A 24,773-nucleotide genomic window follows, 5' to 3' on the forward strand; every position below is an offset into this window, starting at 1 on the left:
ATGAATATAAACAAATAGTTTGTGGATAGTCTCATTATGCTATAAGCTGCTAAATTTGTAGCCAATAATAGAGCATATATTATGAAAAGACTACTATTCATTTTTTCCTTTTTTTTCTTGTTCGTGTTAAACGGAAAAACACAGGAGGTAGAGATTCTGACATTAGAGGATTGCCTCCGCATTGGTATTGACAATAACTTGTCGTTAGAAGGGAAACGTAAAGAAATACAAAAAAGTAAATATGGCGTATCTGAAAACCGTTCGAAGTTGCTGCCGCAAATTAATGCGATAGCCGGTTATAATAACAATTTTGATCCTCCGGTGTCAGTCACAGACGGTTCATCTTACGGAGTTCCCTATAATATAACGAAAACATTGCAACATTCTGCTAATGCAGGACTGGAAATGCAGATGCCGCTTTTCAATCAGACTCTTTATACTTCTATGTCCATAGCTAAAGTGATGGAAGAAATCAGTCGTCTGTCTTATGGAAAAGCCAGGGAAGATGTTATTCTTCAAATCAGTAAGATGTATTATCTCGGACAGGTCACGGCCGAACAAATCATGCTGATAAAAGCAAATATCACCCGTCTGGAAGAATTGAGAGATATTACACAGGCTTTCTTCGATAATGGAATGTCTATGGAAGTCGATCTGAAAAGAGTCAATATCAATTTGGAAAATCTGAAGGTGCAATATGACAATGCACAAGCAATGATGAAACAGCAATTGAATATGCTGAAATACATTATGGATTATCCGGCTGAAAAGGAAATCGCGCTGACACCGGTAAATACCGATAGCATTACTACGGTAGCCCTGACCGGCTTGTCGGAAAATATCTATGAACTTCAACTCTCACAATCGCAAGTGCAACTGGCGGAACGACAAAAGAAGATCATTACTAATGGATATATCCCTTCTCTTAGTCTGACAGGCAGCTGGCGATATGCCGCATATACGGATAAAGGTTATCATTGGTTCCACTCCGGTCCGTCCAATCAATGGTTTCGTTCCTATGGAGTGGGGCTAACCTTGCGTATTCCGATTTTCGACGGACTGGATAAAACCTATAAAATAAAGAAGGCGATGATCGATATAGAGAACAAAAGGCTGGCATGGGAAGATGCCCGGAAGAATCTGCAAACTCAATATCTGAATGCTGTGAACGACCTGATGAACAATCAGCGTAACTTTAAGAAACAGAAGGATAACTACTTGCTTGCCGAAGATGTGTACGCAGTCACTTCCGACCGTTACCGGGAAGGCATTGCTTCTATGACGGAAGTGCTGCAAGATGAAATGCAGATGAGCGAAGCTCAAAACAACTATATCAGCGCACATTATAACTATCGGGTGACTAACCTGATGCTGCTTAAACTAACCGGACAAATAGAATCATTAGTCAAATAATACGCAAATAACAATCATAAATATGGAAACAATGGAAAATAACCTTCCTTCCGCTACTCATCAGGAGAAAGCAAAAAAAATGAAGAAACTTCGTCGCTGGCAGATTGCTATCAGCCTTTTCGGAGTGGCTATTATTGTTTGGGGAGTGATTGAAGTGATCTGCCTTTTTTTGAATTATAGCCAGACGGAGACTAGTAACGATGCACAAATAGAACAATATGTGTCTCCTATCAATCTACGTGCTTCAGGTTACATTGACAAAATCTACTTTACAGAACATCAGGAGGTACATAAAGGAGATACTTTGCTGGTACTGGATGATCGTGAATATAAAATTCGCGTAATGGAGGCTGAAGCTGCCTTGAAGGATGCGCAAGCCGGTGCGACCGTCATCAATGCTACACTCAATACCACGCAGACAACAGCATCTGTTTACGATGCGTCTATTGCCGAGATTGAAGTACGGTTGGCGAAACTGGAAAAAGACCGGAAACGATATGAGAACCTCGTGAAACGAAATGCGGCTACTCCTATCCAACTTGAACAGATTGTCACTGATTATGAAGCTACGCGTAAGAAGCTGGAAGCTACGAAAAGGCAGAAAAAAGCAGCTCTTTCCGGTGTAGATGAAGTGTCCTACCGTCGCATGAATACCGAAGCGGCTATTCAAAGAGCAACAGCTGCGCTCGAAATGGCCCGGTTGAATCTTTCCTATACGGTTGTAATAGCTCCTTGTGACGGAAAACTCGGCCGTCGTTCATTAGAGGAAGGACAGTTTATTTCGGCAGGGCAGACCATCACCTATATTCTTCCTGATACCCAGAAATGGATCGTTGCCAATTATAAGGAGACACAAATCGAGAACCTGCATATCGGACAGGAAGTATTTGTCACAGTAGATGCCATTAGCGATAAAGAGTTTAAAGGCAAAGTCACCTCTATATCAGGAGCTACCGGGTCTAAATATTCATTAGTGCCGACGGATAATTCGGCAGGTAATTTTGTGAAGATTCAGCAACGTATTCCCGTACGAATCGATTTCACCGATTTATCGAAAGAAGATAACGAACGGTTAGCAGCAGGCATGATGGTAGTAGTGAAAGCCAGACTCTAATCCCTCCGCCTCTTCTGTCTATATACAGTGCCTTATAATTTTTAATTTATATTTTTAATTAGTCCGATGCCCTCTTATCCTAAAAATTATCCTTTCTATGGTTGGATGCCCAAGCCGTTGGGTATTATCATTCTGTTATTTTTCTTTCTGCCGATTCTTACGGTAGGCGGGGTTTATTCGGTGAATAGCACCGAAATGATGAGCGGGCTTGGCATAATATCCGAGCATATCCAGTTTGCCAACTTTGTTACTTCTATTGGTATGGCAGCCTTTGCTCCTTTCCTATATCAGTTGGTGTGTGTACGGCGGGAGAAGATGATGTGTATTGTCGGGTTTGCGTTCATGTATATATTCAGTTATATCTGTGCAAAGACAGACAGCGTTTTTCTGTTGGCGCTTTGTAGTCTTCTGACGGGTTTCTTGCGTATGGTACTGATGATGGTCAATCTGTTCACACTCATTTGGTATGCGGGTGGAATGGAAGCTACCCGCAATATTACTCCGGGGTTGGAGCCGAAAGATACTGTCGGTTGGAATAAATTGGACATTGAAAGATGTGTGAGTCAGCCGGCTGTTTATCTGTTTTTTATGATTCTGGGACAGTCGGGCACAGCATTGACGGCTTGGCTGTCCTTTGAATATGAGTGGAAATATGTGTATTACTTTATGATGGGGATTCTCCTGATCTCTATTTTGCTCTTGTTTATTACCATGCCGAATTATAAGTTTCCCGGAAGGTTTCCTATTAATTTCCGTAAGTTCGGCAATGTCACTGCATTTTGCATCTCGCTGACTTGTCTCACGTATGTGCTGGTTTATGGAAAAGTACTCGACTGGTATGATGACGAATCTATCCGTTGGGCGACAGCTGTAAGTATTCTGTTTGCGGGAATTTTTCTATATATGGACGTAACGCGCCGGTCGCCTTATGTTTTGCTGGATGCGTTCAAACTGCGTACTATACGTATGGGAGCATTACTTTATTTATTATTGATGGTGATAAACTCCAGTGCTATGTTTGTCAATGTGTTTGCAGGAGTGGGGATGCATCTCGATAATCTGCAAAATGCTTCATTAGGTAATTGGTGTATGGTAGGTTATGCTATTGGTGCCGTGGTTGCTATGGTGTTGGGAGGTAAAGGATTACATTTTAAGTATCTGTTTGCGATGGGATTCTTCTTCCTGTCTTTATCAGCTGTTTTCATGTATTTCGAGGTACAGACAGCAGGAGTTTACGAGCGTCTGAAATATGCAGTTATCATCCGTGCTACAGGCATGATGATTCTGTATGCGCTGACGGCTGCTTATGCCAATCAACGTATGCCTTTTAAATATCTTTCCACCTGGATCTGTATTATGCTTACTGTGCGTATGGTTGTGGGACCGAGTATTGGCGGAGCAATTTATACAAATGTTTTGCAGGAGCGGCAACAACACTATATAACCCGTTATGCGCAAAATGTGGACCTGCTTAATCCGGATGCTTCCACTTCCTTCCTTGGTACGGTACAAGGTATGAAATATCAGGGAAAGAGTGAGACGGAAGCCCGTAACATGGCTGCTATATCTACCAAAGGGCGTATTCAGGTGCAGGCCACGCTCTCTGCACTCAAAGAGATGGCGGGATGGACAATTTATGGTGGGTTAATTTGTATGATATTTGTGCTCGTTGTTCCTTATCCTAAACGAAAATTGCTAACTTAGCGTCGTTTTTGATAATGATCTGTTAATATATTAGTATGATGGATAGCGGACAAGATCGTTTATTGCAGTTTGAACGCGATTTGTTAAGTGGGAAAAATATATGTAGCTCCGAAGGGATATTTGTAAATTTTCCACCCTCACTGAAGAAACCTTTTCAAATGAAAGGACTGGGGCTGATTATTTGCCACCAGGGTAATTTCCAGTTTTCGCTTAATCAGAAAAAGCATTTCGCAGGAGCAGGCGAAAGTTTGTTTATTCCCGAAGACGGCGAGTTTCAGGTTTTGCAAGAGTCGGAAGACATGGAGGTGCGGATTTTGATTTATCAGATAGAACCGATCCGGGATATTATGGGGAATCTGGTTGTTTCCATGTATATGTATTCCCGCCTTACTCCCGAAGAACCTTCTTGTGTATGGTCTACTGGTGAGGAAGAAGAGATCGTAAAGTATATGTCCTTATTGGACAATGTGTTACAGTCGGAAGAAAATTCATTTAAACTTTATGAGCAGAAATTACTTCTACTTGCATTGACGTACAGGATTTGTTCTATTTATAATCGCAAACTCGTCAATGACGGGCGGGAAGTGGGAGGACGCAAAAACGAAGTCTTTATTCACTTGATCCAGTTAATCGAAAAATATTATATGCAGGAACGGGGTGTTGAGTTTTATGCGGATAAATTGTGTTTGTCTCCTAAATATCTTTCTGCCGTTTCTAAGAGTATCTGCGGATATACCGTGCAGGAACTTGTATTCAAAGCTATCATTCGTAAGAGCATCTCATTGCTTAAAAATACGCAGAAAGATATTCAGGAGATTTCAAATGCCTTCGGCTTCCCCAATGCTTCTTATTTCGGTACGTTCTTTAAGAAGCAGGTTGGGGTTTCACCGCAGCAATATCGGAAGAATCTTTAAACGTTTATTCTTTTTCACCATAGGCAAGATCGCCTGCATCGCCCAGTCCCGGAACAATGTAAGAATGTTCGTTGAGTTCGGGATCGATGGCTGCGCACCAGATTGTTGTCTTGTCTTCAGGAAATACATTCTTTATATGATCGATAGCCTTTTGGCTGGCGATAATCGAAGCAACATGAATTTCGGCAGGGTGTCCTTTGGTCAGCATTGCCTGGTAACTAAGTTCCATACTCCCTCCTGTTGCCAGCATAGGGTCGGTGATAATCAGCGTTTTGTCATCAATGCGGGGAGAAGCGATATATTCTATATGTATATCGAATTTTAGCGTATCTTTATATTTGCGGTAAGCGGAAACAAACGCATTCTCCGCCCCGTCGAAATAGCTAAGGAAACCTTGATGGAAAGGCAGACCAGCACGCAGGATCGTACTGATTACTAAATTGTTGTCCGGTGTACTGACCGGAGCGATTCCCAGTGGTGTCTGGATGTTCTTTACCGAGTATTTAAACTCTTTACTCATTTCATAAGCCATGATTTCTCCGATCCGTTCGATGTTACGGCGGAAACGCAGGCGGTCGTTCTGAACTTCTACATTTCTAATTTCGGATATGTACTGGTTTAGAATCGAATTAGTTTGGCCAAAATCAATTACTTTCATATTATTTTTTAATCAGATTTTAATCTCATTTTCACAGCATTGCTAGCATACTGACTTGCAAAGTAAACGATAATCTTTCAAATTGCAATATTCAGTTTGCAGATATTGTTAGGAATTTATAAAAGAGTTTCAATTAGGGAAAAATTTCTCTAATACCTTCTTCCTTTCCAAAGAAAGTATTACTTTTGTAGCCGGATTTACAAGGGGCTATCCAAAGCTCCCCATGTTAAGGTGAAAAGAGATAGAAAACAAAATACCAATTTTAATTAATTCAAAGAAAATGGCAAATTTAGATTTAAGCAAGTACGGCATCACAGGTGTGACCGAGATTTTGCACAATCCGTCTTATGATGTTTTGTTCGCTGAAGAAACAAAACCGAGTCTGGAAGGCTTTGAAAAAGGTCAAGTAACTGAATTAGGCGCTGTGAACGTGATGACAGGTATCTATACCGGTCGTTCTCCTAAAGATAAATTCTTCGTTAAGAATGAAGCTTCTGCTGATTCTGTATGGTGGACTTCTGAAGATTACAAAAACGACAACAAACCATGTACTGAAGAAGCTTGGGCTGACTTGAAAGCTAAAGCTGTAAAACAACTTTCCGGCAAACGTTTGTTCGTTGTTGATACTTTCTGTGGTGCTAACGAAGCTACTCGTATGAAAGTACGTTTCATCATGGAAGTAGCTTGGCAGGCTCACTTCGTAACTAACATGTTCATCCGCCCGACTGCTGAAGAACTTGCTAACTACGGAGAACCTGATTTCGTATGTTTCAATGCTTCTAAAGCAAAAGTTGACAACTACAAAGAACTGGGCTTGAACTCTGAAACTGCTACAGTATTCAACCTGAAGACTAAAGAACAAGTAATCCTGAATACTTGGTACGGTGGTGAAATGAAGAAAGGTATGTTCTCTATCATGAACTACATGAACCCGCTTCGTGGTATCGCTTCTATGCACTGCTCTGCTAACACCGATATGGAAGGAACTAGCTCTGCTATCTTCTTCGGTCTGTCTGGTACAGGTAAGACTACTTTGTCTACTGACCCGAAACGTAAATTGATCGGTGACGACGAACACGGATGGGATAACGAAGGTGTATTCAACTACGAAGGTGGTTGCTACGCTAAGGTTATCAACCTGGATAAAGAAAGTGAACCGGATATCTACAATGCTATCAAACGTGACGCTTTGCTTGAAAACGTAACTGTTGATGCTAACGGTAAGATTGATTTCACAGATAAGAGCGTGACTGAAAACACTCGTGTTTCTTATCCTATCTATCACATCGAAAACATCGTTAAACCGGTGTCTAAAGGTCCTCACGCAAAACAAGTTATCTTCTTGTCTGCTGATGCATTCGGTGTATTGCCTCCAGTATCTATCTTGAACCCGGCACAGGCTCAATACTACTTCTTGTCTGGATTTACAGCTAAATTGGCTGGTACAGAACGTGGTATCACTGAACCGACTCCGACATTCTCTGCTTGCTTCGGTGCTGCTTTCTTGTCATTGCATCCGACTAAATATGCAGAAGAACTGGTTAAGAAGATGGAGATGACTGGTGCTAAAGCATACTTGGTTAACACTGGATGGAATGGTTCCGGCAAACGTATCTCTATCAAAGATACTCGTGGTATCATCGATGCTATCCTTGATGGTTCTATTGACAAAGCTCCTACTAAGGTTATTCCTTTCTTCGACTTTGTTGTTCCTACAGAACTTCCGGGTGTTGATCCGAAGATCCTTGACCCACGCGACACTTACGAATGTGCTTGCCAATGGGAAGAAAAAGCTAAAGATTTGGCTGGACGTTTCATCAAGAACTTCGCTAAATTTACTGGTAACGAAGCTGGTAAGGCTTTGGTTGCTGCTGGTCCGAAACTCTAATTGGAGAATCAGATATAATATGGAAGGCGGTTCGATTTCGAACCGCCTTTTTTGTTTATGCCTGTGCCTTTCTATGAGAATAAATGCTGTTTGTTTAAAACTTTTCCCTATATTTGCCAAAACAGGAGTACTAACCTTTAAAGGCGGTTATGGTATATCTAGCTACTGACAAACAGACCTATGCGGATCTAAGCATTACAGAGACTGCTAATAATGAGCAATTTCTTTTCTCTTTGTTTTCCAAAACAGAGACAAAAGAAGGAAAAGCGCTGATGTTGAACTGGATTATGTATCCGCTAAGTGATTTGGGGGAAATCCGTAAAAGACAGGAGGCTATTGTCTGGGATGCTTTGCCCGAACTTCTTTTGAATGAAGAAGAGCTGGATTTTATTGAGTATTACTTGGCTTATCGTGACCAGATACGGGAAGCTCATATTTTACTTTCATGTGCTACTGTTATCGACCGTCTGGTGCGATATGATTCGACCCGTTATGTGATCTGCAGAGGGGTGAAATTAGTGGTTCATCTCTTGCATTGTCTGAAGGAATGGGCGACAGAACTACCACAGGACGCCCCGCAACTCATGAAAGAATCTGCTGCTATGATTGATAATATTCTCCATGGAAGTGAATTGGAGGAAGTATTGGAGCAGACCTCTGATGAGGAAAAACGACTATCTAACTTTGTCATAGACAAATTCGATTATCTGTTCCGGTGTACTCGGTTGTTATCTTTGAAGGAACTTCTGTCTGTTATATATCTACTTGATGTTTGCCGTACAGCTCACCGGGTGGCAAAAGAGAAGAGCTTCTGTTGTATGCCGGTAATGGTACCGACAATGGACTTCTCGGTGGAGGGAGTCGTTCATCCTTTTGTGAAAGATGCGCAGCCAAACCGTTGGCAGATGTCCCGGGGAAATATATGCATTTTTACAGGCTCTAATATGGCGGGAAAGTCAACAACTTTAAAGGCATTGACCTTGGCTGTCTGGTTGGCACATTGCGGTTTGCCTGTTCCTGTGAAATCAATGATTTGTCCTCTTTACGAGGGGATTTATACCTCTATTAATCTGCCGGATTCTTTGCGGGACGGACGAAGTCATTTTATGGCGGAAGTACTCCGTATTAAAGAAGTGATGCAAAAAGCTGTGACCGGAAAACGCTGTTTGGTGGTATTAGATGAGATGTTTCGCGGGACGAATGCTAAAGATGCGTTTCAAGCCTCCGTTGCCGTCAATGAATTACTGAAAAGCTTCTCTCATTGTCATTTCTTGATATCGACACATATTTTGGAATATGCGAAAGCCTTTGAAAAGGATTCTTCCTGTTGCTTTTATTATATGGAAGCAGAAATTATTGATGATGCGTTTGTCTGTCCTCATCGGTTGTTGTCAGGGATTTCAGAGGCCAGAGTCGGGTATTGGGTCGTGAAAAAAATACTGTCGGATGGTTTGATGTAATTTTACCTCATTATAGAGGTTGTTGAGATTCTGTTTTATTTTTATTAGATATATATTTTGACTACTTTTGTACAGACTATAAATGGGTTATTAATCTTAAATAACGACGCGACGACCATGAAGAATTTTTATTTCCTTCTTATTAGTTCCCTATTCCTTACCTCCGGGCTTTATGCGGGAGAAACAGATTATACTCAAGGACTTTCCATCTGGTTTGATACTCCGAATACTTTGCAGGGATATGCTGCCTGGTATGGCGGAAGACCGGATTTGTGGAAAGATGAAAATAAACCGGTAACAGCAGGAAGCGGACATAATCTGGATGCCAGTTGGGAGTCACAGTCATTGCCTATTGGTAACGGTAGCCTCGGCGCAAATATTATGGGATCGGTAGAAGCCGAACGTATCACTTTCAATGAAAAAACGCTTTGGCGCGGTGGTCCGAACACAGCGAAAGGTGTGGACTATTATTGGAATGTCAATAAACAATCGGCCCATCTTTTAGATGAAATACGCAAAGCATTTACAGAGGGAGATCAGAAAAAGGCTGAAATGCTAACGCGACAGAACTTCAATAGTGAAGTTTCGTATGAAGCTGACGGAGAAAATCCTTTCCGTTTCGGTAGCTTTACTACAATGGGAGAGTTTTATGTAGAAACCGGACTGAATATGATAGGAATGAGCGATTATAAGCGCATTCTTTCTTTGGATTCGGCTATGGCAGTCGTACAATTCAAAAAGGATCGTGTGGCTTATCAACGCAATTTTTTTATCTCTTACCCCGCCAATGTAATGGTGGTACGTTTCAGCGCGGATCAATCGGGGAAACAAAATCTGGTTTTCAGTTATGCGCCCAATCCCCTGTCTACCGGCAGCATGGTTTCTGATGGAAATAAAGGACTGGTTTACACAGCTTCTTTGGATAATAATGGAATGAAGTATGTTGTGTGCATCCAGGCAGAAACAAAAGGAGGAACACTGTCTAATGCAGATGGAAAGTTGACAGTGAAGGATGCAGACGAAGTTGTATTTTATATCACAGCGGACACTGACTATAAGATTAACTTTGATCCGGATTTCAAAGATCCGAAAACATATATAGGCGTTAATCCCGAAGAAACGACAAAGCAGTGGATGAATAATGCAGTGGCGCAGGGATATACAGCTTTATTCAATCAACATTATAATGATTATGCTACTCTGTTCAACCGGGTTCGGCTGAATCTGAACCCAGCGGTGAAAGGAGTGAATCTGCCTACTTCCCAACGTCTGAAAAATTATCGGAAAGGACAGCCGGATTATTATCTGGGAGAGTTGTATTATCAATTTGGACGTTATCTTCTGATTGCCAGTTCCCGTCCGGGCAATATGCCTGCTAATCTACAGGGGATTTGGCACAATAATGTCGATGGACCGTGGCGTGTGGATTATCATAATAACATCAATATCCAGATGAATTATTGGCCTGCTTGTTCTACCAACTTGAATGAGTGCGTGCTTCCGTTGATTGACTTTATCCGTACACTGGTGAAACCGGGGGAGAAGACTGCACAAGCTTATTTCGGAGCAAGAGGATGGACGGCATCTATCTCCGGCAATATTTTCGGCTTTACCACTCCGTTGGAAAGTCAGGATATGTCGTGGAACTTCAATCCGATGGCAGGTCCCTGGCTGGCTACTCATATATGGGAGTATTACGACTATACAAGAGACTTGAAATTTCTGAAAGAAACCGGCTATGAACTAATTAAGAGTAGTGCGGATTTTGCAGTCGATTACCTGTGGCATAAGCCGGATGGAACCTATACGGCTGCTCCGTCCACTTCGCCCGAGCATGGTCCTATCGATCAGGGAGCTACTTTTGTGCATGCCGTAGTGCGTGAAATTCTGATGGATGCGATTGAAGCAAGCAAAGTGTTGGGTGTAGATAAGAAAGAACGTAAGCAATGGGAGCATGTGCTTGCCAATCTCGTTCCCTATCAAATAGGTCGTTATGGTCAGTTGATGGAATGGTCGGTGGATATTGATGATCCGAAAGATGAACATCGTCATGTGAATCATCTGTTCGGCCTGCATCCGGGACATACTGTTTCTCCGGTCACTACTCCCGAACTGGCGAAAGCTGCTAAAGTGGTATTGGTGCATCGTGGTGATGGTGCTACCGGTTGGAGTATGGGTTGGAAGTTGAATCAGTGGGCGCGTTTGCAGGATGGTAATCATGCTTATACTTTATTCGGCAATTTATTGAAGAACGGAACCATGGATAATTTGTGGGATACGCATCCGCCTTTCCAAATTGATGGGAACTTTGGTGGGACAGCGGGAATCACCGAAATGCTGCTCCAAAGTCACATGGGCTTTATTCAATTATTACCGGCTTTGCCGGATGCATGGAAAGACGGTTCTATCAGTGGTATCTGTGCAAAAGGAAATTTTGAGGTGGATGTGATCTGGGAGAATCATCAGTTGAAAGAAGCTGTTGTACGCTCTAATGCAGGAGGCAACTGTGTCATAAAGTATTTGGATCAGACTATCTCCTTTAAAACAGTGAAAGGACGCAGTTATCAGATTGGATATGATGCAGCCAAAGGGCTCATTAAAAATTAAACACAAAATATCGGAAAATTAGAAAGAAAGGATGGTACTGGAGTATTTAAAATTATTCGTGACATTTGCAAAGATTGGGATGTTTACTATTGGTGGCGGTTATGCCATGATTCCGTTGATTGAACGGGAGATTGTTAACAAGCAATGGATGAATAAGGAAGAATTTATGGAGATGTTTGCTTTGACGCAGTCGCTTCCGGGTGTGTTTGCAGTGAATATTTCTATTTTTGTAGGATATAAGTTGTATAAGGTGGGTGGTAGCCTGGTGTGTGCATTGGCTACGATTCTTCCCTCTTTCGTTATCATGATGCTGATAGCCATGTTTTTTGCACGGTTTCAAGATAATGAAGTGATGATTCGTATCTTTAATGGAATACGTCCTGCCGTGGTAGCATTGATTCTGTTTCCTTGCATTTCTGCTGTTAGAGCTTTGAAACTGAAGTGTTTTCAGTTGATTGCTCCTGCCATAGCTACCGTGTTGATCTGGCAGTTCGGCTTATCACCTATTTATATTGTGGTGGCCGGAATTATAGGGGGATTGGTATATACATTATGGTTGAAAGAAAAAATAGCGAATAAACAGGTATGATATATTGGCAATTACTTTGGGTGTATCTTAAAATAGGTATGTTCGGTTTTGGGGGTGGATATGCGATGCTTTCCCTGATTCAACATGAAATAGTGGATCTTCATCATTGGCTGACTCCTCAACAGTTTACGGATGTGGTCGCAATTTCGCAGATGACTCCGGGACCGATTGGCATAAATAGTGCTACTTACGTAGGTTATGCGGTAACACAAAGTGTTTGGGGCGCTGTGTTGGCCACTGTAGCCGTTTGCTTGCCTTCTTTTATTTTGGTGTTGCTAATTTCTTATTTCTTTGCGAAGTGTAAGGATAATAAGTATATTAAAGCGGCTATGTCCGGACTGCTTCCTATGTCGGTCGCGCTGATTGCTTCGGCTGCATTACTTATGATGAATAGAGAGAATTTTATAGACTATAAAAGTATCGGTATTTTCGCAGCCGCCTTTTTGGTTACATGGAAATGGAATCTTCACCCTATTCTGTTGATTTGTCTGGCGGGTGTGGTAGGATTACTGTTGTATTAGTATACTTATGGGAAAAAGAGCCCCCCGGTTGAACACTGCGTTTAACCGGGGGCTCTTTTATAATATTATGAAAGAATAGTTAGTTCTTGTTTGCACGTTTACGTTCGATTTCGTCCAAAATCACTTTACGCATACGCATTGCTTTAGGAGTAACTTCTACATATTCGTCTTCCTTAATATATTCCAATGCTTCTTCAAGTGAGAACTGGATAGGCGGAATCAGACGTACTTTATCATCCGAACCGGAAGCACGCATATTCGTCAACTTCTTCGATTTGGTTACGTTGATAACCAAGTCGTTGTCGTGAGAATGCTCGCCTACTACCTGTCCTGCATAGACTTCGTCCTGCGGGAAAATAAAGAACTTGCCACGATCCTGTAATTTGTCGATGGCGTAAGCAAAAGCTGTTCCGCTTTCCATAGCAATCATAGAACCATTGGTACGACGTTCAATTTCTCCTTTGTGCGGCTGATATTCTTTGAAACGGTGCGCCATAATGGCTTCACCGGCAGAGGCCGTCAGTACATTGGTACGCAAACCGATGATACCGCGTGAAGGCATATTGAATTCAAGATTGATGCGTTCGCCTGTATTTTCCATCTTTACCATTTCACCTTTACGGCGGGTAACCATATCAATAATCTTGCTGGAATATTCTTCCGGTACGTTGATGGTCAACTCTTCAATCGGTTCGCATTTCACACCGTCGATTTCTCTGAAGATAACCTGTGGCTGACCTACCTGCAATTCATATCCCTCGCGGCGCATTGTTTCAATCAATACAGAAAGGTGGAGTACACCACGGCCGGAAACAATCCATTTACCGTCTTCTTCACTCTTTCTTACGCGGAGAGCCAGGTTCTTGTCGAGTTCCTTCATCAGACGGTCGTGGATGTGACGTGAAGTCACAAACTTACCATCCTTACCGAAGAAAGGAGAATCGTTGATAGCAAACAACATACTCATGGTCGGTTCGTCGATTGCGATTGGCGGCAATGCTTCCGGATTCTCGAAATCACAAACAGTATCTCCAATCTCGAATCCGTCAATACCTACCAGCGCGCAGATGTCACCGGAAGAAACCTCATTTGTTTTCACACGGCCTAAACCTTCGAAAACATGGAGCTCTTTAATTTTGCTCTTGAACATATCGCCGTTACGTTTCACAAGCGTTATATTCATGCCTTCTTTTAATGTACCACGATGTACGCGACCTACGGCAATACGACCGGTATAAGAAGAATAATCCAGAGAAGTAATCAACATCTGGGGAGTACCTTCCAACTGTTGCGGTGCCGGAATGTTTTCGACGATACAATCCAGTAGCGGAGTGATGCTGTCAGTTTGTTGCTGCCAGTCGGTGCTCATCCAGTTGTTTTTGGCGGAACCGTAAATCACGGGGAAGTCCAGCTGATCTTCCGTTGCGTTCAAGCTGAACATCAAGTCGAAAACCATCTCGTAAACTTCTTCCGGGCGGCAGTTAGGTTTATCTACCTTATTAACTACCACAATGGGTTTCAAACCGATTTCGAGCGCTTTTTGCAGTACGAAACGAGTCTGTGGCATCGGACCTTCGAAGGCATCTACCAACAGAATACAGCCATCGGCCATATTCAATACACGTTCTACTTCACCACCGAAGTCGCTGTGTCCCGGAGTATCAATAATATTAATTTTTGTACCGTTGTAATTGATGGATACGTTTTTGGAGAGAATCGTTATACCACGTTCACGTTCCAAATCGTTGTTATCCAGGATAAGTTCACCACTATTTTGGTTGCTGCGGAATAAATTTCCGGCCAATAGCATCTTGTCAACCAGCGTTGTTTTCCCATGGTCAACATGGGCAATGATTGCAATGTTTCGAATATTTTGCATATAATACCTATTATTTGGCTGCAAAGGTACGAAAATAGGATTAGAAATATGCGCAATGATAGCAATTTTTTCTTGTAAATCGTTGTGTGATATAAAGATAATGCCTATCTTTGCACGCTCAAAAGAATAATTTATCAATTAAAATTCTAAGAATTATGTATTTAGACGCTGCTAAAAAGCAAGAAATCTTCGGAAAGTACGGAAAGTCTAACACTGACACCGGCTCAGCTGAGGCCCAAGTGGCATTGTTTTCCTACCGTATTTCTCACCTGACTGAGCACATGAAGCTCAACAGAAAAGATTATAGTACTGAAAGAGCGTTAACAATGTTGGTAGGTAAGCGTCGTCGCTTACTCGACTACCTGAAAGCAAGAGATATCGAAAGATATCGTGCTATTGTTAAAGAGCTCGGTTTGCGTAAGTAATCTACTTGTCGCGAAAAGATTTAAAGCCGTTCCTCATGATAGAGGAACGGCTTTTTTTAGTTTCTTCTTTTTCTTCCTGATAGTCGTATTTTCTTCGGTTATAATTGTGTTCATCTAAAGATTTTGCTATTTTTGCAGCTTAATTATTATAATTTATCACCTTTGATAACTAAAATGCTTTCAAAATGGATACAAGTAAGATTGTTGGCGAGAAAATTAAAGCCCTCCGCGAAGATAAATCAATAAGCATAGAAGAGTTGGCGCAACGTTCAGGTTTGGCTATCGAACAGATTGAACGTATTGAGAATAACATTGATATACCTTCTCTCGCACCGCTGATTAAGATTGCGCGTGTGTTGGGAGTACGTCTGGGTACTTTCCTTGATGATCAGGATGAAGTCGGACCGGTCGTATGCCGTAAGAAAGAAGCCAAAGATGCGATCAGTTTTTCCAATAATGCGATTCACTCTCGCAAACACATGGAATATCACTCGTTGTCCAAGTCAAAGGCGGACCGTCACATGGAACCGTTTATTATCGATGTGATGCCGACGCAAGATACCGACTTCGTGCTTTCTTCTCATGAAGGAGAAGAGTTTATCATGGTTATGGAAGGTATCATGGAAATCAGTTATGGCAAGAACACCTATCTGCTGGAAGAGGGTGATAGCATTTATTATGATTCCATTGTTCCTCATCATGTACATGCTTATGAGGGACAGGCTGCAAAAATCTTGGCAGTAGTTTACACACCGATTTAATGAAATAGTAGGAACCAAGACTTAAGTATAATTACATGCAATTATTTGATCGTACTTTGGGGCAGTGGCTGGAACACTGGGCTGAAGAGACTCCCGATAAGGAATATATCGTATATTCCGACCGAAATCTCCGTTTTACCTGGAGTCAGTTGAACCGTCGTGTGGATGATATGGCAAAAGGGCTTATTGCCATTGGTGTGGAACGTGGTACTCATGTGGGTATCTGGGCGGCTAATGTTCCCGATTGGTTGACATTGTTATATGCCTGCGCGAAGATTGGTGCGGTATATGTTACAGTGAATACGAACTACAAGCAATCGGAGTTGGAATATCTTTGTCAGAACTCGGATATGCATACGCTTTGTATTGTGAATGGTGAGAAGGATAGTGATTTTGTGCAGATGACATACACGATGCTTCCTGAATTGAAGACTTGTGAGCGTGGACATTTAAAGAGCGAACGCTTTCCATATATGCGAAATGTAGTATATGTAGGTCAGGAAAAACATCGTGGTATGTATAATACAGCGGAGATCCTGCTGTTGGGAGATAATGTGGAAGATGACCGTTTGAACGAACTAAAAAGCAAAGTGGATTGTCACGATGTAGTAAATATGCAATATACATCGGGCACTACCGGCTTCCCGAAAGGGGTGATGCTGACACATTATAATATTGCCAATAATGGATTTCTGACGGGGGAACACATGAAGTTCACGGCAGATGACAAACTTTGTTGTTGCGTTCCGTTGTTCCATTGTTTTGGGGTAGTATTGGCTACCATGAACTGTCTGACTCATGGTTGTACACAAGTGATGGTAGAACGTTTCGACCCGTTGGTTGTGCTGGCCTCTATTCATAAAGAACGTTGTACGGCTCTTTATGGTGTGCCGACTATGTTTATCGCCGAGTTGCATCATCCGATGTTCGATCTCTTTGATATGTCTTGTCTTCGTACAGGTATTATGGCCGGTTCGCTGTGTCCTGTCGAACTGATGAAGCAGGTAGAAGAGAAAATGTATATGAAGGTGACTAGTGTATATGGACTGACGGAGACCGCTCCGGGTATGACAGCTTCTCGTATTGATGATCCGTTCGATGTACGTTGTAATACGGTAGGACATGATTTTGAATTTACGGAGGTGAAGGTGATTGATCCTGAAACAGGTGAAGAATGTCCGGTTGGTGTACAAGGTGAAATGTGTAACCGTGGTTATAATACCATGAAAGGATATTATAAGAATCCGGAAGCAACGGCGGAAGTGCTTGATGAAAACAACTTCTTGCATTCCGGCGACTTGGGTATTAAGGATGAAGATGGAAATTACCGGATTACCGGACGTATCAAAGATATGATTATTCGTGGTGGCGAGAATATTTATCCGCGCGAAATAGAAGAGTTTCTTTATAAGCTTGACGGAGTGAAAGATGTTCAGGTGGCTGGTATTCCTTCTAAAAAGTATGGTGAGGCAGTCGGAGCATTTATTATTTTGCAGGAAGGAGTACAAATGCAGGAAGCCGATGTACGTGATTTCTGCAGAAATAAGATATCCCGTTATAAGATTCCGAAATATATCTTCTTTGTGAATGAATTCCCGATGACGGGTAGTGGAAAGATTCAGAAGTTCAGATTGAAAGATTTGGGACTGCAACTTTGCAAGGAGCAGGGAATAGAGATTATTTAGAAACTTATGATTATTTAAAGGCACACAAAGTTTTTCGATTATAAACAGTGAACGGTGAACTCTCTGCAATCAATTATGCAGTTTGTTCACCGTTCACTATTTGTATGCTCTTATCCGGTTTTGGCTCCGGCGTCAGGTTGCGTGTTATTAAATGAAATCATCGCCCAGTTGCATTTGGGCGTCGTTTACATATTTACGGATGGCATGTTCTTCATCTTTGCGGCAAATCAAAAGAACGTTGTCCGATTCGGCTATCAGAAATCCTTCCAGTCCATCGATAACGGCCAGTTTGCCTTTCGGAAGTACTACCATATTATCTTTACTGTTATATATAAGTGAATGGCACTTCAGCGTAACATTGCCTTCCGGGTCTCTTTCCGATAAATCATAAAGTGATCCCCAAGTTCCAAGATCGGACCAGCCAAAATCTCCTAATGATACATACACATTATCCGCTTTCTCCATAATGCCGAAGTCGATGGATACATTAGGACATGCTGGGAAGTTTTCTTCGATGAATGCTTTCTCCTTGTCGGTGGCATAAATATCTTTTCCCGGTGCCAGTTTGGAAGCTAATTCAGGCAGTAAATCTTCACTTGCTTTGATGATTGTATTTACATTCCACATAAATAGGCCGGAATTCCAGTAAAATTCTCCGCTCTCTACGAATACTTTAGCTAATTCCAGTTCCGGTTTCTCTGTGAATGTTTTTACTTTATAGAAGTTTCCTCCTGCGGGTTCGTCTATTTGTATATATCCGTACCCTGTTTCCGGGCGATTGGGTTTAATACCTAATGTCAGTAGCTTTTCCGAGCGTGAAACAAAATCAAGTCCTTTTTCGATAGCGGCAAGAAACTCATCCTCTTTTAAAATTAAATGGTCTGAAGGAGCGACTACGATATTGGCGTTCGGGTTCAGTGCCCGGATGTGGTAAGCGGCCCATGCTATACACGGAGCGGTATTTCGTCTTGCGGGTTCCAGCAGAATCTGTTCTTCGTTCACTTCGGGCAATTGTTCCTTCACTAAGTCCGCATACATTGCATTGGTAACGATGAAAATATTTTCTGTTGGGATAACCTTTTGGAACCGGTCGAAAGTCTGTTGTAAAAGTGAACGGCCCGTTCCGAAGAAATCTAAGAATTGTTTGGGCAATGTTTTGCGGCTAAACGGCCAGAAGCGGCTTCCAATGCCGCCACCCATAATCACGCAATAATTATCCTGGTTTGTCATGATAGTGACTCTATTTTAAAGTTTCTGCTAATGTACGGTTTATTCTCTGAATAGAGAAGTGTTTAAGATATGTTTTATTATTTTTTTCTCCTTTTTTTTGCCAAACTATTGTGGAATCAAAATAATGTCGTATCTTTGCACCGCAATTGAGAAATCAAGTATGCGCCCAGATGGCGGAATCGGTAGACGCGCTGGTCTCAAACACCAGTGGATTCACTTCCATCCCGGTTCGACCCCGGGTCTGGGTACTGAAGCGGAGAAAGTAGAAATACTCTCTCCGTTTTTCTTTTCTACTCCTCGTAAATTGTTGGTCATACCGAAATTCGGATCAATATAAAATCAAAGCGGGATAAAAAATAAGGTAAAATGTAATATTAAGAAATGATGATTGATAAACTGGATTTATTATCAAAAGATGAACTAAAGGAACTGGTCAGAATATACGCAAGAAACATCTATGCACTTGATGGAGTATGGTTTCAATCCGTAGAAGGAAAAAACGGTATGGATGAAGCTATGTTGCACGATGAAAATGCATGGAGAAAATTCACCCGTACGGAAGCCCGGAGAATCAAGAAATTTCTGGAACTTCCTGAACAGGCAGGACTCGAAGGACTGGAGAAAGCATTAGCGATCAGATTTTCTGCATTGTCGAATCCTTCGGTAAGCCTTTTCAAGGAAGGAGATTCTCTTATATATCGTATCAATGAATGCAGGGTGCAGACTGCCCGAAAGAATAAAGGCATGCCGTTTCATCCTTGTGCGTCGCCTGGTTTTATCGGGCATGATGGATTTGCACGCGTCATAGACGAAAGAATCGTTACTGAAATGATTAGCTGTTATCCGAATGTTACTGATCTGGAGTGTGCTTGTTGTTGGAAATTCACATTAAGGTAGTAATTCAAATTCTCCATAAGCCACTTTGGTGCCTCTGTTGAATGATTTGTAGATACGGTATTTCCCTGGATGGTTGGGGGATTCTGATGTATAGAGTTTGATTGTCTGTTGGTGACTGGGGTGCTCCGGTGGGAAAATCCACAGTATATCATTAACGACAGGATCGGTCGGCAATGTTTCCCATTGCCGTTTACTTTTGTTATAGTAAGCAAGGCTGTACTTTTCTCCGCACTCGTATTCATAGTGAGAGTGGTTGGTGATGGTTATTTTTACTTCTGTAGTTGATAGCGGATAATGATCGTGTTCTGTTTCTATAGAAAGCGAAGCGGGACTTATGTTCTCTCCAGTCGGAATGTCACGGGGAATAGGTCGCAATATGACGGAGTTCGTTTGCGATGATTGGTTGGTTTTCTTAGGTAACACTGTATAAAGCCCTTGTTCGTCTTTTATTATCTCATATTTTCCCGATTCCAGCCACGTATTCCAATCCTTAAAAAGACCGGTGATAAATAGGTATAAATCTTCGGAAATATATATTTCTGTACCTGACTTTAAGTCGCATGCCAACTGACCATTTACGACAGACAGATGTTTCTGGGCTCTTTGTAAGGCTTTCAAATAGACAACCTGATTAAATGCGTAATCTTTATTGAAACCTCGTCCCGTGAATAAATCTATTGCAGCATACGACATCGTCCCTCTTGTCTTCAGGAAAGTAGTGTCGGTTATAGACGTCTTGTAGCTATTAGCTTCTTCCCACATCTTTCTTTTTTCCTGTTCTCTGAATTTCTGCACAATCTCGCTCACTTTATCTTGTTCGCTTGTTTCTCTGTGAGATTTTAGGCTGTCATTATCTTGTAATTCGTCATAAAGAGGTAAAGCAAAAAAAGTGTTATTGCCCTTTTCAAACTGTTCTATGATACATGGGATAATTTTCTTACCCATAGCTTTTAGCTCTTTGAATTGGGGTAAAATGGTGTAAGCACGGGTACTTGAACTTAATTGTGCTTTGGGATTGTTGTGTATTTCTTTTTCCCAGGCATTAAATAAACTGTCAAATTTGGCTATATCCTCTGTTGTCAAAATATCACTTTTTTCTGTATTCTGTTTAATACATCCTGTAGTGATAAAGATAAATGGCAGAATAAAAAAAAGTGTTCTCATCGTTTTAATTATTAATCGGTTTTGTAATAGGTTTGCATAGGGTATATCAAGTTTTGATCTGTTTCCTGCAAATATAGAAATAATATTTCTAAACCGATAAACTGGATGCTGCTGTTTTTTTACCGGATAAGAAAACGTTTATTCGTTTTTCGATGTGATACTAGTTGCCCTTTGATAAATAATGTGAAAAAACAATTTTAGCCTCATCATCGAATTAACTTTCACCCATTTGTGAGGTCTAACATACATAACTTATTTAATATGAGAATTAAAATGATGAGAAAGCAAATTTTAAGTTTGGCAGTTGCGTTATTGATTGGCTCAACTGTATGTATGGCTCAAAATCGTCAGAATGGAAAGGCTGATAGAGAGAAACGTATGGAACAGATTGTTGCCGATCTGGGCTTGAATGAAAAGCAGGCCAAAGATTTCAAAGCTGCCATGGAAGAAATGAGACCTGCGAAAAATAAATCGAATGAAAGACCTACGCGGGAAGAAATGCAAAAGAAAAGGCAGGAAATAGATGCTAAAATAAAAAGCATTCTGACCGATGAACAATATAAGAAATACCAGGATATGCGTAAGAAGGATAACGCGAAGAAAAAGAAAAAAGCAAAATAAGTACTATTCGTTTAATCTAAACCTGTCAAATAGAGAATCGTAAAAGACAATCTGTTATGACGCTATGCTTATTTTCGGTTCTTTCATAAATAATTTATTTAATCTACATGACCATTTTCGTTCTACTAAAGTTGAATGCAGGCTCCATTTAAATGAGTCTATTTTTCAATTTAAGTAGAACGAAAATTTGTTAGATGATGTTTCGTCTTATATCTATACTCCCTCCACTAAAGCTTTTCTTCATGCTTTTATCTTTCAATCTTTCACCTTCTACTGAAACTCCCTGTCTATGGTAGTTGTACGTTGGTGATAGATGTAAAATGATCTGTCACCGATCTGTCATCTTTCACCGGATATTTTTTATTGCAAACTTATCCTCTTCCTGGCTTGATTCGTATTACTTTGTAGAAATTACCGCGTTTCGTATGCAAAGAAGGTATTTTGTTCTTTTGCAATATTCTTCCGAACTGGACAATACTGCAGATAGATACATGAATCTTGCTGTCATGTTGTAACTGTTGCAGTATTTCAATAGCAAGGAGTTGCTCGCATTCTTCTCCTTCTTTTGCCCCTCGGAAATATTCGTGAAACAACTGTTCGGCAACCGGCATGACTTGAAATTCCTGATTATTCTCCGTCATGACATGCTCATCTTCCGTGTTGAACCAATATCGCTCTCCTCTATATAAGTCGTGCATGGCTTGTGCATAAAGCTGCTCATAATCAATGGGGGAGCAGTCGATGGGACCGGTTACGTTAATGACGATGTAGCGTCGGCTGCCGGAAGTATCAGTCAGTAGGTCCTTGTGATTGCTTGTCCCAATGAAAGATGCATATCGGCGCATCTCTTGAGTAGCGGTGCCATGCGGACGCCGGACGTTGACAACCGGTTTTTGAAGAATATGTTTCAGAAATGCCTGCTGGCTCACTCGGTTCTGGTCAAATTCATCCATATTGATGAGTGCGAATCTATTTAGAGAAAGTTCGGCATCCCGCTTATTGCTGAAATCAATGCGGTCGGTATAATAAGCCTGTAATTCAGGTGGAAGCAGACTTCGGCAAAAAGTGGATTTTCGGTATGCCTGTGGACCGACCAGTAACGGTACAGTACAATTAGCGTATTTCCGGTCTGTCTGACGCCAGTGGGCTACCATATTCAGAAACCAGCGGTAAAACAAGTCAGGCCAGTGGGTATTGTTGCAAGGAACCCGGGTTGCCAGTTCCCGAATCCGGTCACGCCCGTCCCAACGGATGTCCAACCCGAAAAGGAAATCTTCAATAGGATTAAAAATAGGGATACGGTCGGAGTCCAGATACCGGATGACGTCTCTGTCCCATAAGTTAAGCCCTTCCAGGCGTGCGTTCATTGCGATGCTGTTCCGTATGCGGTTACTGATGGGGCGGAAACAGAAACAAAACGTGTTTCGTTCGCGGTATTCCGTAACTGTCGTCATTGTATTGTAGCGAAATTCATATCGGCGTTGCATGAATTCTTCCGTCCGAAATTCCAGTTCCTGTTCTGCTGATAAGGGAGATTTCTTTCCGAAACCTTTTTCGCACGTATATACATTCTGTATGGTTTGCCGGATCAGGAATTCTTTATTCTTGGTATAGAAATGAGCGGTAGACCAACGGATCGTCTCTTCTTCCGGTATTCCTGCCTGAAAACAGTTCTTCGCTACCTGAACCAGCAAAGGCTTCAGGTCTTCATCGGAATGAATATGGATTCTTGGCTGTAATTCGCTTAGTGATTGATATGCCTTGTATAAAGCAGCTTCGAAGAGAGCGGATAATGTGTCGAAACTGTCATATCCCGGAATCAACCGTTTGAATGGAGATGCTTCTGCTTGCACAGCTTCCTTGTAAGTTGTTTCCGAAGGCATTTCCAATGGCTGCCGCATATAAATCACGGTAGATTCAGGGTTGTAATAAAGTTCCGGGTCATAAGTCTGTCGGCAGAACTGTTCCAGGGCAGGATTCTTCAGCTCGATAGCATAGGAAAGGGCGGGCTGGTATAGGCTGACTGCTTTTCTGTAGGCATTTGCCTGAAATATTTCCGCTTCTTCCCGTTTTTGAGGAAGTGACTTGTCGGGACGTGTGAATCGTATCCATATTTTCACGGAATGTCCTCCGGACCCCATAAAGGCTGCGAATGTATGTGAAAGTTCGGCCGCTTCCTGCTTCACCCGGTTTACTTCCATCCGGTTGGCGAGATGATTCACTTCTATTTGTATAATGCCGTTATATCCGGTCATTTGTATACCATTGACTGTTTTACGAAAAGTGGCAGCCGGGACAACTTTGGCCAATTTCTTGACGTCATCCAGTTTGCTGTCCGGTGATGCGTAACGGATGCTCGTGCGTAGGTTGCTGACTGGCTGGGCTTTCGTTTCATGCTTCATCGTTTCTATTTGTGTGTTGATGTCCAACGTTCGCATGGTTGTCGTCTCTCCGTTGTCCCGCATCAAAGTAAGTTTCATGATAGATGTGTTTATTGTTTATGTTTCTTTCTTTAAAAGGCGAGTAAAGGTATGCTTTATTATCGGACTCTCCAAATATATCATCTTCTCTTTGTTGGAACCTTCTTATGTACTGTCTCTTACATTGGCTATTAATAGAAAACTTCCTTTCTTTCCTATGCAAAGTTTCTTTCGTCTAATAGAGAAGTTCCTTTTGGCTGTTTGCAATCTATAAATGAAAGCTTTGATTATATAAATGCAAATTTCGTTTTTATAAACGCAAGTTTCATTTATAAAAACGGAACTTGCATTTATAGTTTGAATCAGGTGAGGAATAAGTTATCTATTAATGAAAAGGAAGTTTATATTTAATGGAAAGGAACTTATCTATTAATAGTTCAGGAAAGAAATAGCTGTTTCTTTGAATGTGATAAGTGGTGAAAGATGAAAGATTAGGTGATAGATTGAAAAAGAACTGTCAATGGTTTGAAAGTGCGATGAACAAAAGGATTTATGACTTTCGGTGAAAGATGAAAGATATAAATAATGTATTTGTAATGAATGCTATCTTTTTGTTGTTGTGATTTGCAAAATAAAAAATGTCATGATAGACATGTTTTTCGTATCAATAGTTCTGTTTTTGGGTTGTTTAGGCATGATTGGGACTTTTGTAATTTTTTCCTGCTATATTATTCGTTATATTTGAGACTTGTAAAGATGATGCAGTGAACTAGAATATGGAGAATATGTTTGTCCAGGTCTCTGAAATCGCCAATGAAAGGAC

The 24,773-nt window shown here is 41.4% G+C and carries 19 protein-coding genes and 1 tRNA gene; 15 read left to right on the plus strand and 5 right to left on the minus strand.

What is annotated here, in order from left to right:
• Nucleotides 1–81: 81 nt before the first annotated feature.
• The 4 genes from KSX81_RS13980 (at nucleotide 82) to KSX81_RS13995 (ending at nucleotide 5,145) form a co-directional block, all read left to right on the plus strand.
• Entirely contained in the window at nucleotides 82–1,413 is a 1,332-nt protein-coding gene (locus KSX81_RS13980; protein ID WP_004296423.1) for a TolC family protein, read from the plus strand.
• Between the two features lie 22 nt (nucleotides 1,414–1,435).
• A complete protein-coding gene (locus KSX81_RS13985; protein ID WP_004296422.1) occupies nucleotides 1,436–2,527 on the plus strand; it encodes an HlyD family secretion protein in 1,092 nt (363 codons plus the stop codon).
• A gap of 66 nt (nucleotides 2,528–2,593) precedes the next feature.
• Nucleotides 2,594–4,231 (plus strand): hypothetical protein, encoded by a 1,638-nt coding sequence (locus KSX81_RS13990; RefSeq protein ID WP_004323124.1) that lies wholly within the window; start codon nucleotides 2,594–2,596, stop codon nucleotides 4,229–4,231.
• A gap of 38 nt (nucleotides 4,232–4,269) precedes the next feature.
• Nucleotides 4,270–5,145, plus strand: coding sequence for a helix-turn-helix domain-containing protein (locus tag KSX81_RS13995; RefSeq protein WP_004323125.1), 876 nt, complete (start codon nucleotides 4,270–4,272; stop codon nucleotides 5,143–5,145).
• Nucleotides 5,146–5,149: 4 nt separating this feature from the next.
• On the opposite strand, the gene upp is transcribed toward KSX81_RS13995, so the two are convergent.
• Nucleotides 5,150–5,803, minus strand: a complete 654-nt coding sequence (upp, locus tag KSX81_RS14000; protein WP_004296418.1) for a uracil phosphoribosyltransferase — start codon at nucleotides 5,801–5,803, stop codon at nucleotides 5,150–5,152.
• Between the two features lie 280 nt (nucleotides 5,804–6,083).
• Between upp and pckA the strand changes: the two genes are divergently transcribed.
• The 5 genes from pckA to KSX81_RS14025 all read left to right on the plus strand — a co-directional run bounded on the left by pckA (nucleotide 6,084) and on the right by KSX81_RS14025 (nucleotide 12,868).
• Nucleotides 6,084–7,691 carry a phosphoenolpyruvate carboxykinase (ATP) gene (gene pckA, locus KSX81_RS14005; RefSeq protein WP_004296417.1) on the plus strand — a complete coding sequence of 536 codons (1,608 nt, stop codon included), beginning with the start codon at nucleotides 6,084–6,086 and terminating at the stop codon, nucleotides 7,689–7,691.
• Between the two features lie 149 nt (nucleotides 7,692–7,840).
• Nucleotides 7,841–9,151 carry a MutS-related protein gene (locus tag KSX81_RS14010; protein WP_004323126.1) on the plus strand — a complete coding sequence of 437 codons (1,311 nt, stop codon included), beginning with the start codon at nucleotides 7,841–7,843 and terminating at the stop codon, nucleotides 9,149–9,151.
• 117 nt (nucleotides 9,152–9,268) lie between these two features.
• On the plus strand, nucleotides 9,269–11,758 hold the full coding sequence (locus KSX81_RS14015; protein WP_217725529.1) for a glycosyl hydrolase family 95 catalytic domain-containing protein: 2,490 nt from the start codon (nucleotides 9,269–9,271) through the stop codon (nucleotides 11,756–11,758).
• A 31-nt stretch (nucleotides 11,759–11,789) separates the two neighbouring features.
• Nucleotides 11,790–12,347: a chromate transporter gene (locus KSX81_RS14020; protein WP_195645868.1), complete on the plus strand. Its 558-nt coding sequence runs from the start codon at nucleotides 11,790–11,792 to the stop codon at nucleotides 12,345–12,347.
• Entirely contained in the window at nucleotides 12,344–12,868 is a 525-nt protein-coding gene (locus KSX81_RS14025) for a chromate transporter (RefSeq protein ID WP_004296410.1), read from the plus strand. Before KSX81_RS14020 ends, KSX81_RS14025 begins: the two co-directional genes overlap by 4 nt.
• Before the next feature lie 79 nt (nucleotides 12,869–12,947).
• On the opposite strand, the gene typA is transcribed toward KSX81_RS14025, so the two are convergent.
• Nucleotides 12,948–14,747: a translational GTPase TypA gene (gene typA, locus KSX81_RS14030; protein WP_118418353.1), complete on the minus strand. Its 1,800-nt coding sequence runs from the start codon at nucleotides 14,745–14,747 to the stop codon at nucleotides 12,948–12,950.
• 155 nt (nucleotides 14,748–14,902) lie between these two features.
• On the opposite strand from typA, the gene rpsO reads away from it, so the two are divergent.
• The 3 genes from rpsO to KSX81_RS14045 all read left to right on the plus strand — a co-directional run bounded on the left by rpsO (nucleotide 14,903) and on the right by KSX81_RS14045 (nucleotide 17,618).
• A complete protein-coding gene (rpsO, locus tag KSX81_RS14035; protein ID WP_004296393.1) occupies nucleotides 14,903–15,172 on the plus strand; it encodes a 30S ribosomal protein S15 in 270 nt (89 codons plus the stop codon).
• 185 nt (nucleotides 15,173–15,357) lie between these two features.
• Entirely contained in the window at nucleotides 15,358–15,933 is a 576-nt protein-coding gene (locus tag KSX81_RS14040; RefSeq protein WP_004317551.1) for a helix-turn-helix domain-containing protein, read from the plus strand.
• Between the two features lie 35 nt (nucleotides 15,934–15,968).
• Nucleotides 15,969–17,618 carry an AMP-binding protein gene (locus KSX81_RS14045; protein ID WP_118418344.1) on the plus strand — a complete coding sequence of 550 codons (1,650 nt, stop codon included), beginning with the start codon at nucleotides 15,969–15,971 and terminating at the stop codon, nucleotides 17,616–17,618.
• Nucleotides 17,619–17,765: 147 nt separating this feature from the next.
• Here the strand turns inward: KSX81_RS14045 and KSX81_RS14050 are convergent, their stop codons facing one another.
• Nucleotides 17,766–18,848 (minus strand): mannose-1-phosphate guanylyltransferase, encoded by a 1,083-nt coding sequence (locus tag KSX81_RS14050; RefSeq protein WP_004317553.1) that lies wholly within the window; start codon nucleotides 18,846–18,848, stop codon nucleotides 17,766–17,768.
• 164 nt (nucleotides 18,849–19,012) lie between these two features.
• On the opposite strand from KSX81_RS14050, the gene KSX81_RS14055 reads away from it, so the two are divergent.
• Together KSX81_RS14055 and KSX81_RS14060 are read left to right on the plus strand one after the other, a co-directional pair.
• A tRNA-Leu gene (locus tag KSX81_RS14055) sits at nucleotides 19,013–19,096 on the plus strand.
• Nucleotides 19,097–19,229: 133 nt separating this feature from the next.
• Nucleotides 19,230–19,745: a DUF6125 family protein gene (locus KSX81_RS14060; RefSeq protein ID WP_217622103.1), complete on the plus strand. Its 516-nt coding sequence runs from the start codon at nucleotides 19,230–19,232 to the stop codon at nucleotides 19,743–19,745.
• On the opposite strand, the gene KSX81_RS14065 is transcribed toward KSX81_RS14060, so the two are convergent.
• A complete protein-coding gene (locus tag KSX81_RS14065; RefSeq protein ID WP_004323145.1) occupies nucleotides 19,737–20,909 on the minus strand; it encodes an immunoglobulin-like domain-containing protein in 1,173 nt (390 codons plus the stop codon). The two genes, KSX81_RS14060 and KSX81_RS14065, sit on opposite strands and share 9 nt — an antisense overlap.
• Nucleotides 20,910–21,185: 276 nt before the next feature.
• Here KSX81_RS14065 and KSX81_RS14070 point away from each other — a divergent pair, with 276 nt between their 5' ends.
• Nucleotides 21,186–21,530, plus strand: coding sequence for a hypothetical protein (locus KSX81_RS14070; RefSeq protein WP_008776923.1), 345 nt, complete (start codon nucleotides 21,186–21,188; stop codon nucleotides 21,528–21,530).
• A gap of 371 nt (nucleotides 21,531–21,901) precedes the next feature.
• On the opposite strand, the gene KSX81_RS14075 is transcribed toward KSX81_RS14070, so the two are convergent.
• Complete coding sequence (locus KSX81_RS14075) at nucleotides 21,902–24,010, minus strand: BT4734/BF3469 family protein (RefSeq protein WP_217725530.1); 2,109 nt, start codon at nucleotides 24,008–24,010, stop codon at nucleotides 21,902–21,904.
• Nucleotides 24,011–24,773 lie beyond the last annotated feature (763 nt).

Source organism: Bacteroides sp. MSK.18.37, assembly GCF_019129155.2.
Taxonomy (GTDB): Bacteria; Bacteroidota; Bacteroidia; order Bacteroidales; family Bacteroidaceae; genus Bacteroides; species Bacteroides ovatus.

Bases quoted from the DNA above. Each gene is read 5' to 3' on its own strand.
- KSX81_RS13980 (WP_004296423.1), top strand. From the start codon at position 82: ATGAAAAGACTACTATTCATTTTTTCCTTTTTTTTCTTGTTCGTGTTA.
- KSX81_RS13985 (WP_004296422.1), top strand. From the start codon at position 1,436: ATGGAAACAATGGAAAATAACCTTCCTTCCGCTACTCATCAGGAGAAA.
- KSX81_RS13990 (WP_004323124.1), top strand. From the start codon at position 2,594: ATGCCCTCTTATCCTAAAAATTATCCTTTCTATGGTTGGATGCCCAAG.
- KSX81_RS13995 (WP_004323125.1), top strand. From the start codon at position 4,270: ATGGATAGCGGACAAGATCGTTTATTGCAGTTTGAACGCGATTTGTTA.
- upp (WP_004296418.1), bottom strand. From the start codon at position 5,803: ATGAAAGTAATTGATTTTGGCCAAACTAATTCGATTCTAAACCAGTAC.
- pckA (WP_004296417.1), top strand. From the start codon at position 6,084: ATGGCAAATTTAGATTTAAGCAAGTACGGCATCACAGGTGTGACCGAG.
- KSX81_RS14010 (WP_004323126.1), top strand. From the start codon at position 7,841: ATGGTATATCTAGCTACTGACAAACAGACCTATGCGGATCTAAGCATT.
- KSX81_RS14015 (WP_217725529.1), top strand. From the start codon at position 9,269: ATGAAGAATTTTTATTTCCTTCTTATTAGTTCCCTATTCCTTACCTCC.
- KSX81_RS14020 (WP_195645868.1), top strand. From the start codon at position 11,790: ATGGTACTGGAGTATTTAAAATTATTCGTGACATTTGCAAAGATTGGG.
- KSX81_RS14025 (WP_004296410.1), top strand. From the start codon at position 12,344: ATGATATATTGGCAATTACTTTGGGTGTATCTTAAAATAGGTATGTTC.
- typA (WP_118418353.1), bottom strand. From the start codon at position 14,747: ATGCAAAATATTCGAAACATTGCAATCATTGCCCATGTTGACCATGGG.
- rpsO (WP_004296393.1), top strand. From the start codon at position 14,903: ATGTATTTAGACGCTGCTAAAAAGCAAGAAATCTTCGGAAAGTACGGA.
- KSX81_RS14040 (WP_004317551.1), top strand. From the start codon at position 15,358: ATGGATACAAGTAAGATTGTTGGCGAGAAAATTAAAGCCCTCCGCGAA.
- KSX81_RS14045 (WP_118418344.1), top strand. From the start codon at position 15,969: ATGCAATTATTTGATCGTACTTTGGGGCAGTGGCTGGAACACTGGGCT.
- KSX81_RS14050 (WP_004317553.1), bottom strand. From the start codon at position 18,848: ATGACAAACCAGGATAATTATTGCGTGATTATGGGTGGCGGCATTGGA.
- KSX81_RS14060 (WP_217622103.1), top strand. From the start codon at position 19,230: ATGATGATTGATAAACTGGATTTATTATCAAAAGATGAACTAAAGGAA.
- KSX81_RS14065 (WP_004323145.1), bottom strand. From the start codon at position 20,909: ATGAGAACACTTTTTTTTATTCTGCCATTTATCTTTATCACTACAGGA.
- KSX81_RS14070 (WP_008776923.1), top strand. From the start codon at position 21,186: ATGAGAAAGCAAATTTTAAGTTTGGCAGTTGCGTTATTGATTGGCTCA.
- KSX81_RS14075 (WP_217725530.1), bottom strand. From the start codon at position 24,010: ATGAAACTTACTTTGATGCGGGACAACGGAGAGACGACAACCATGCGA.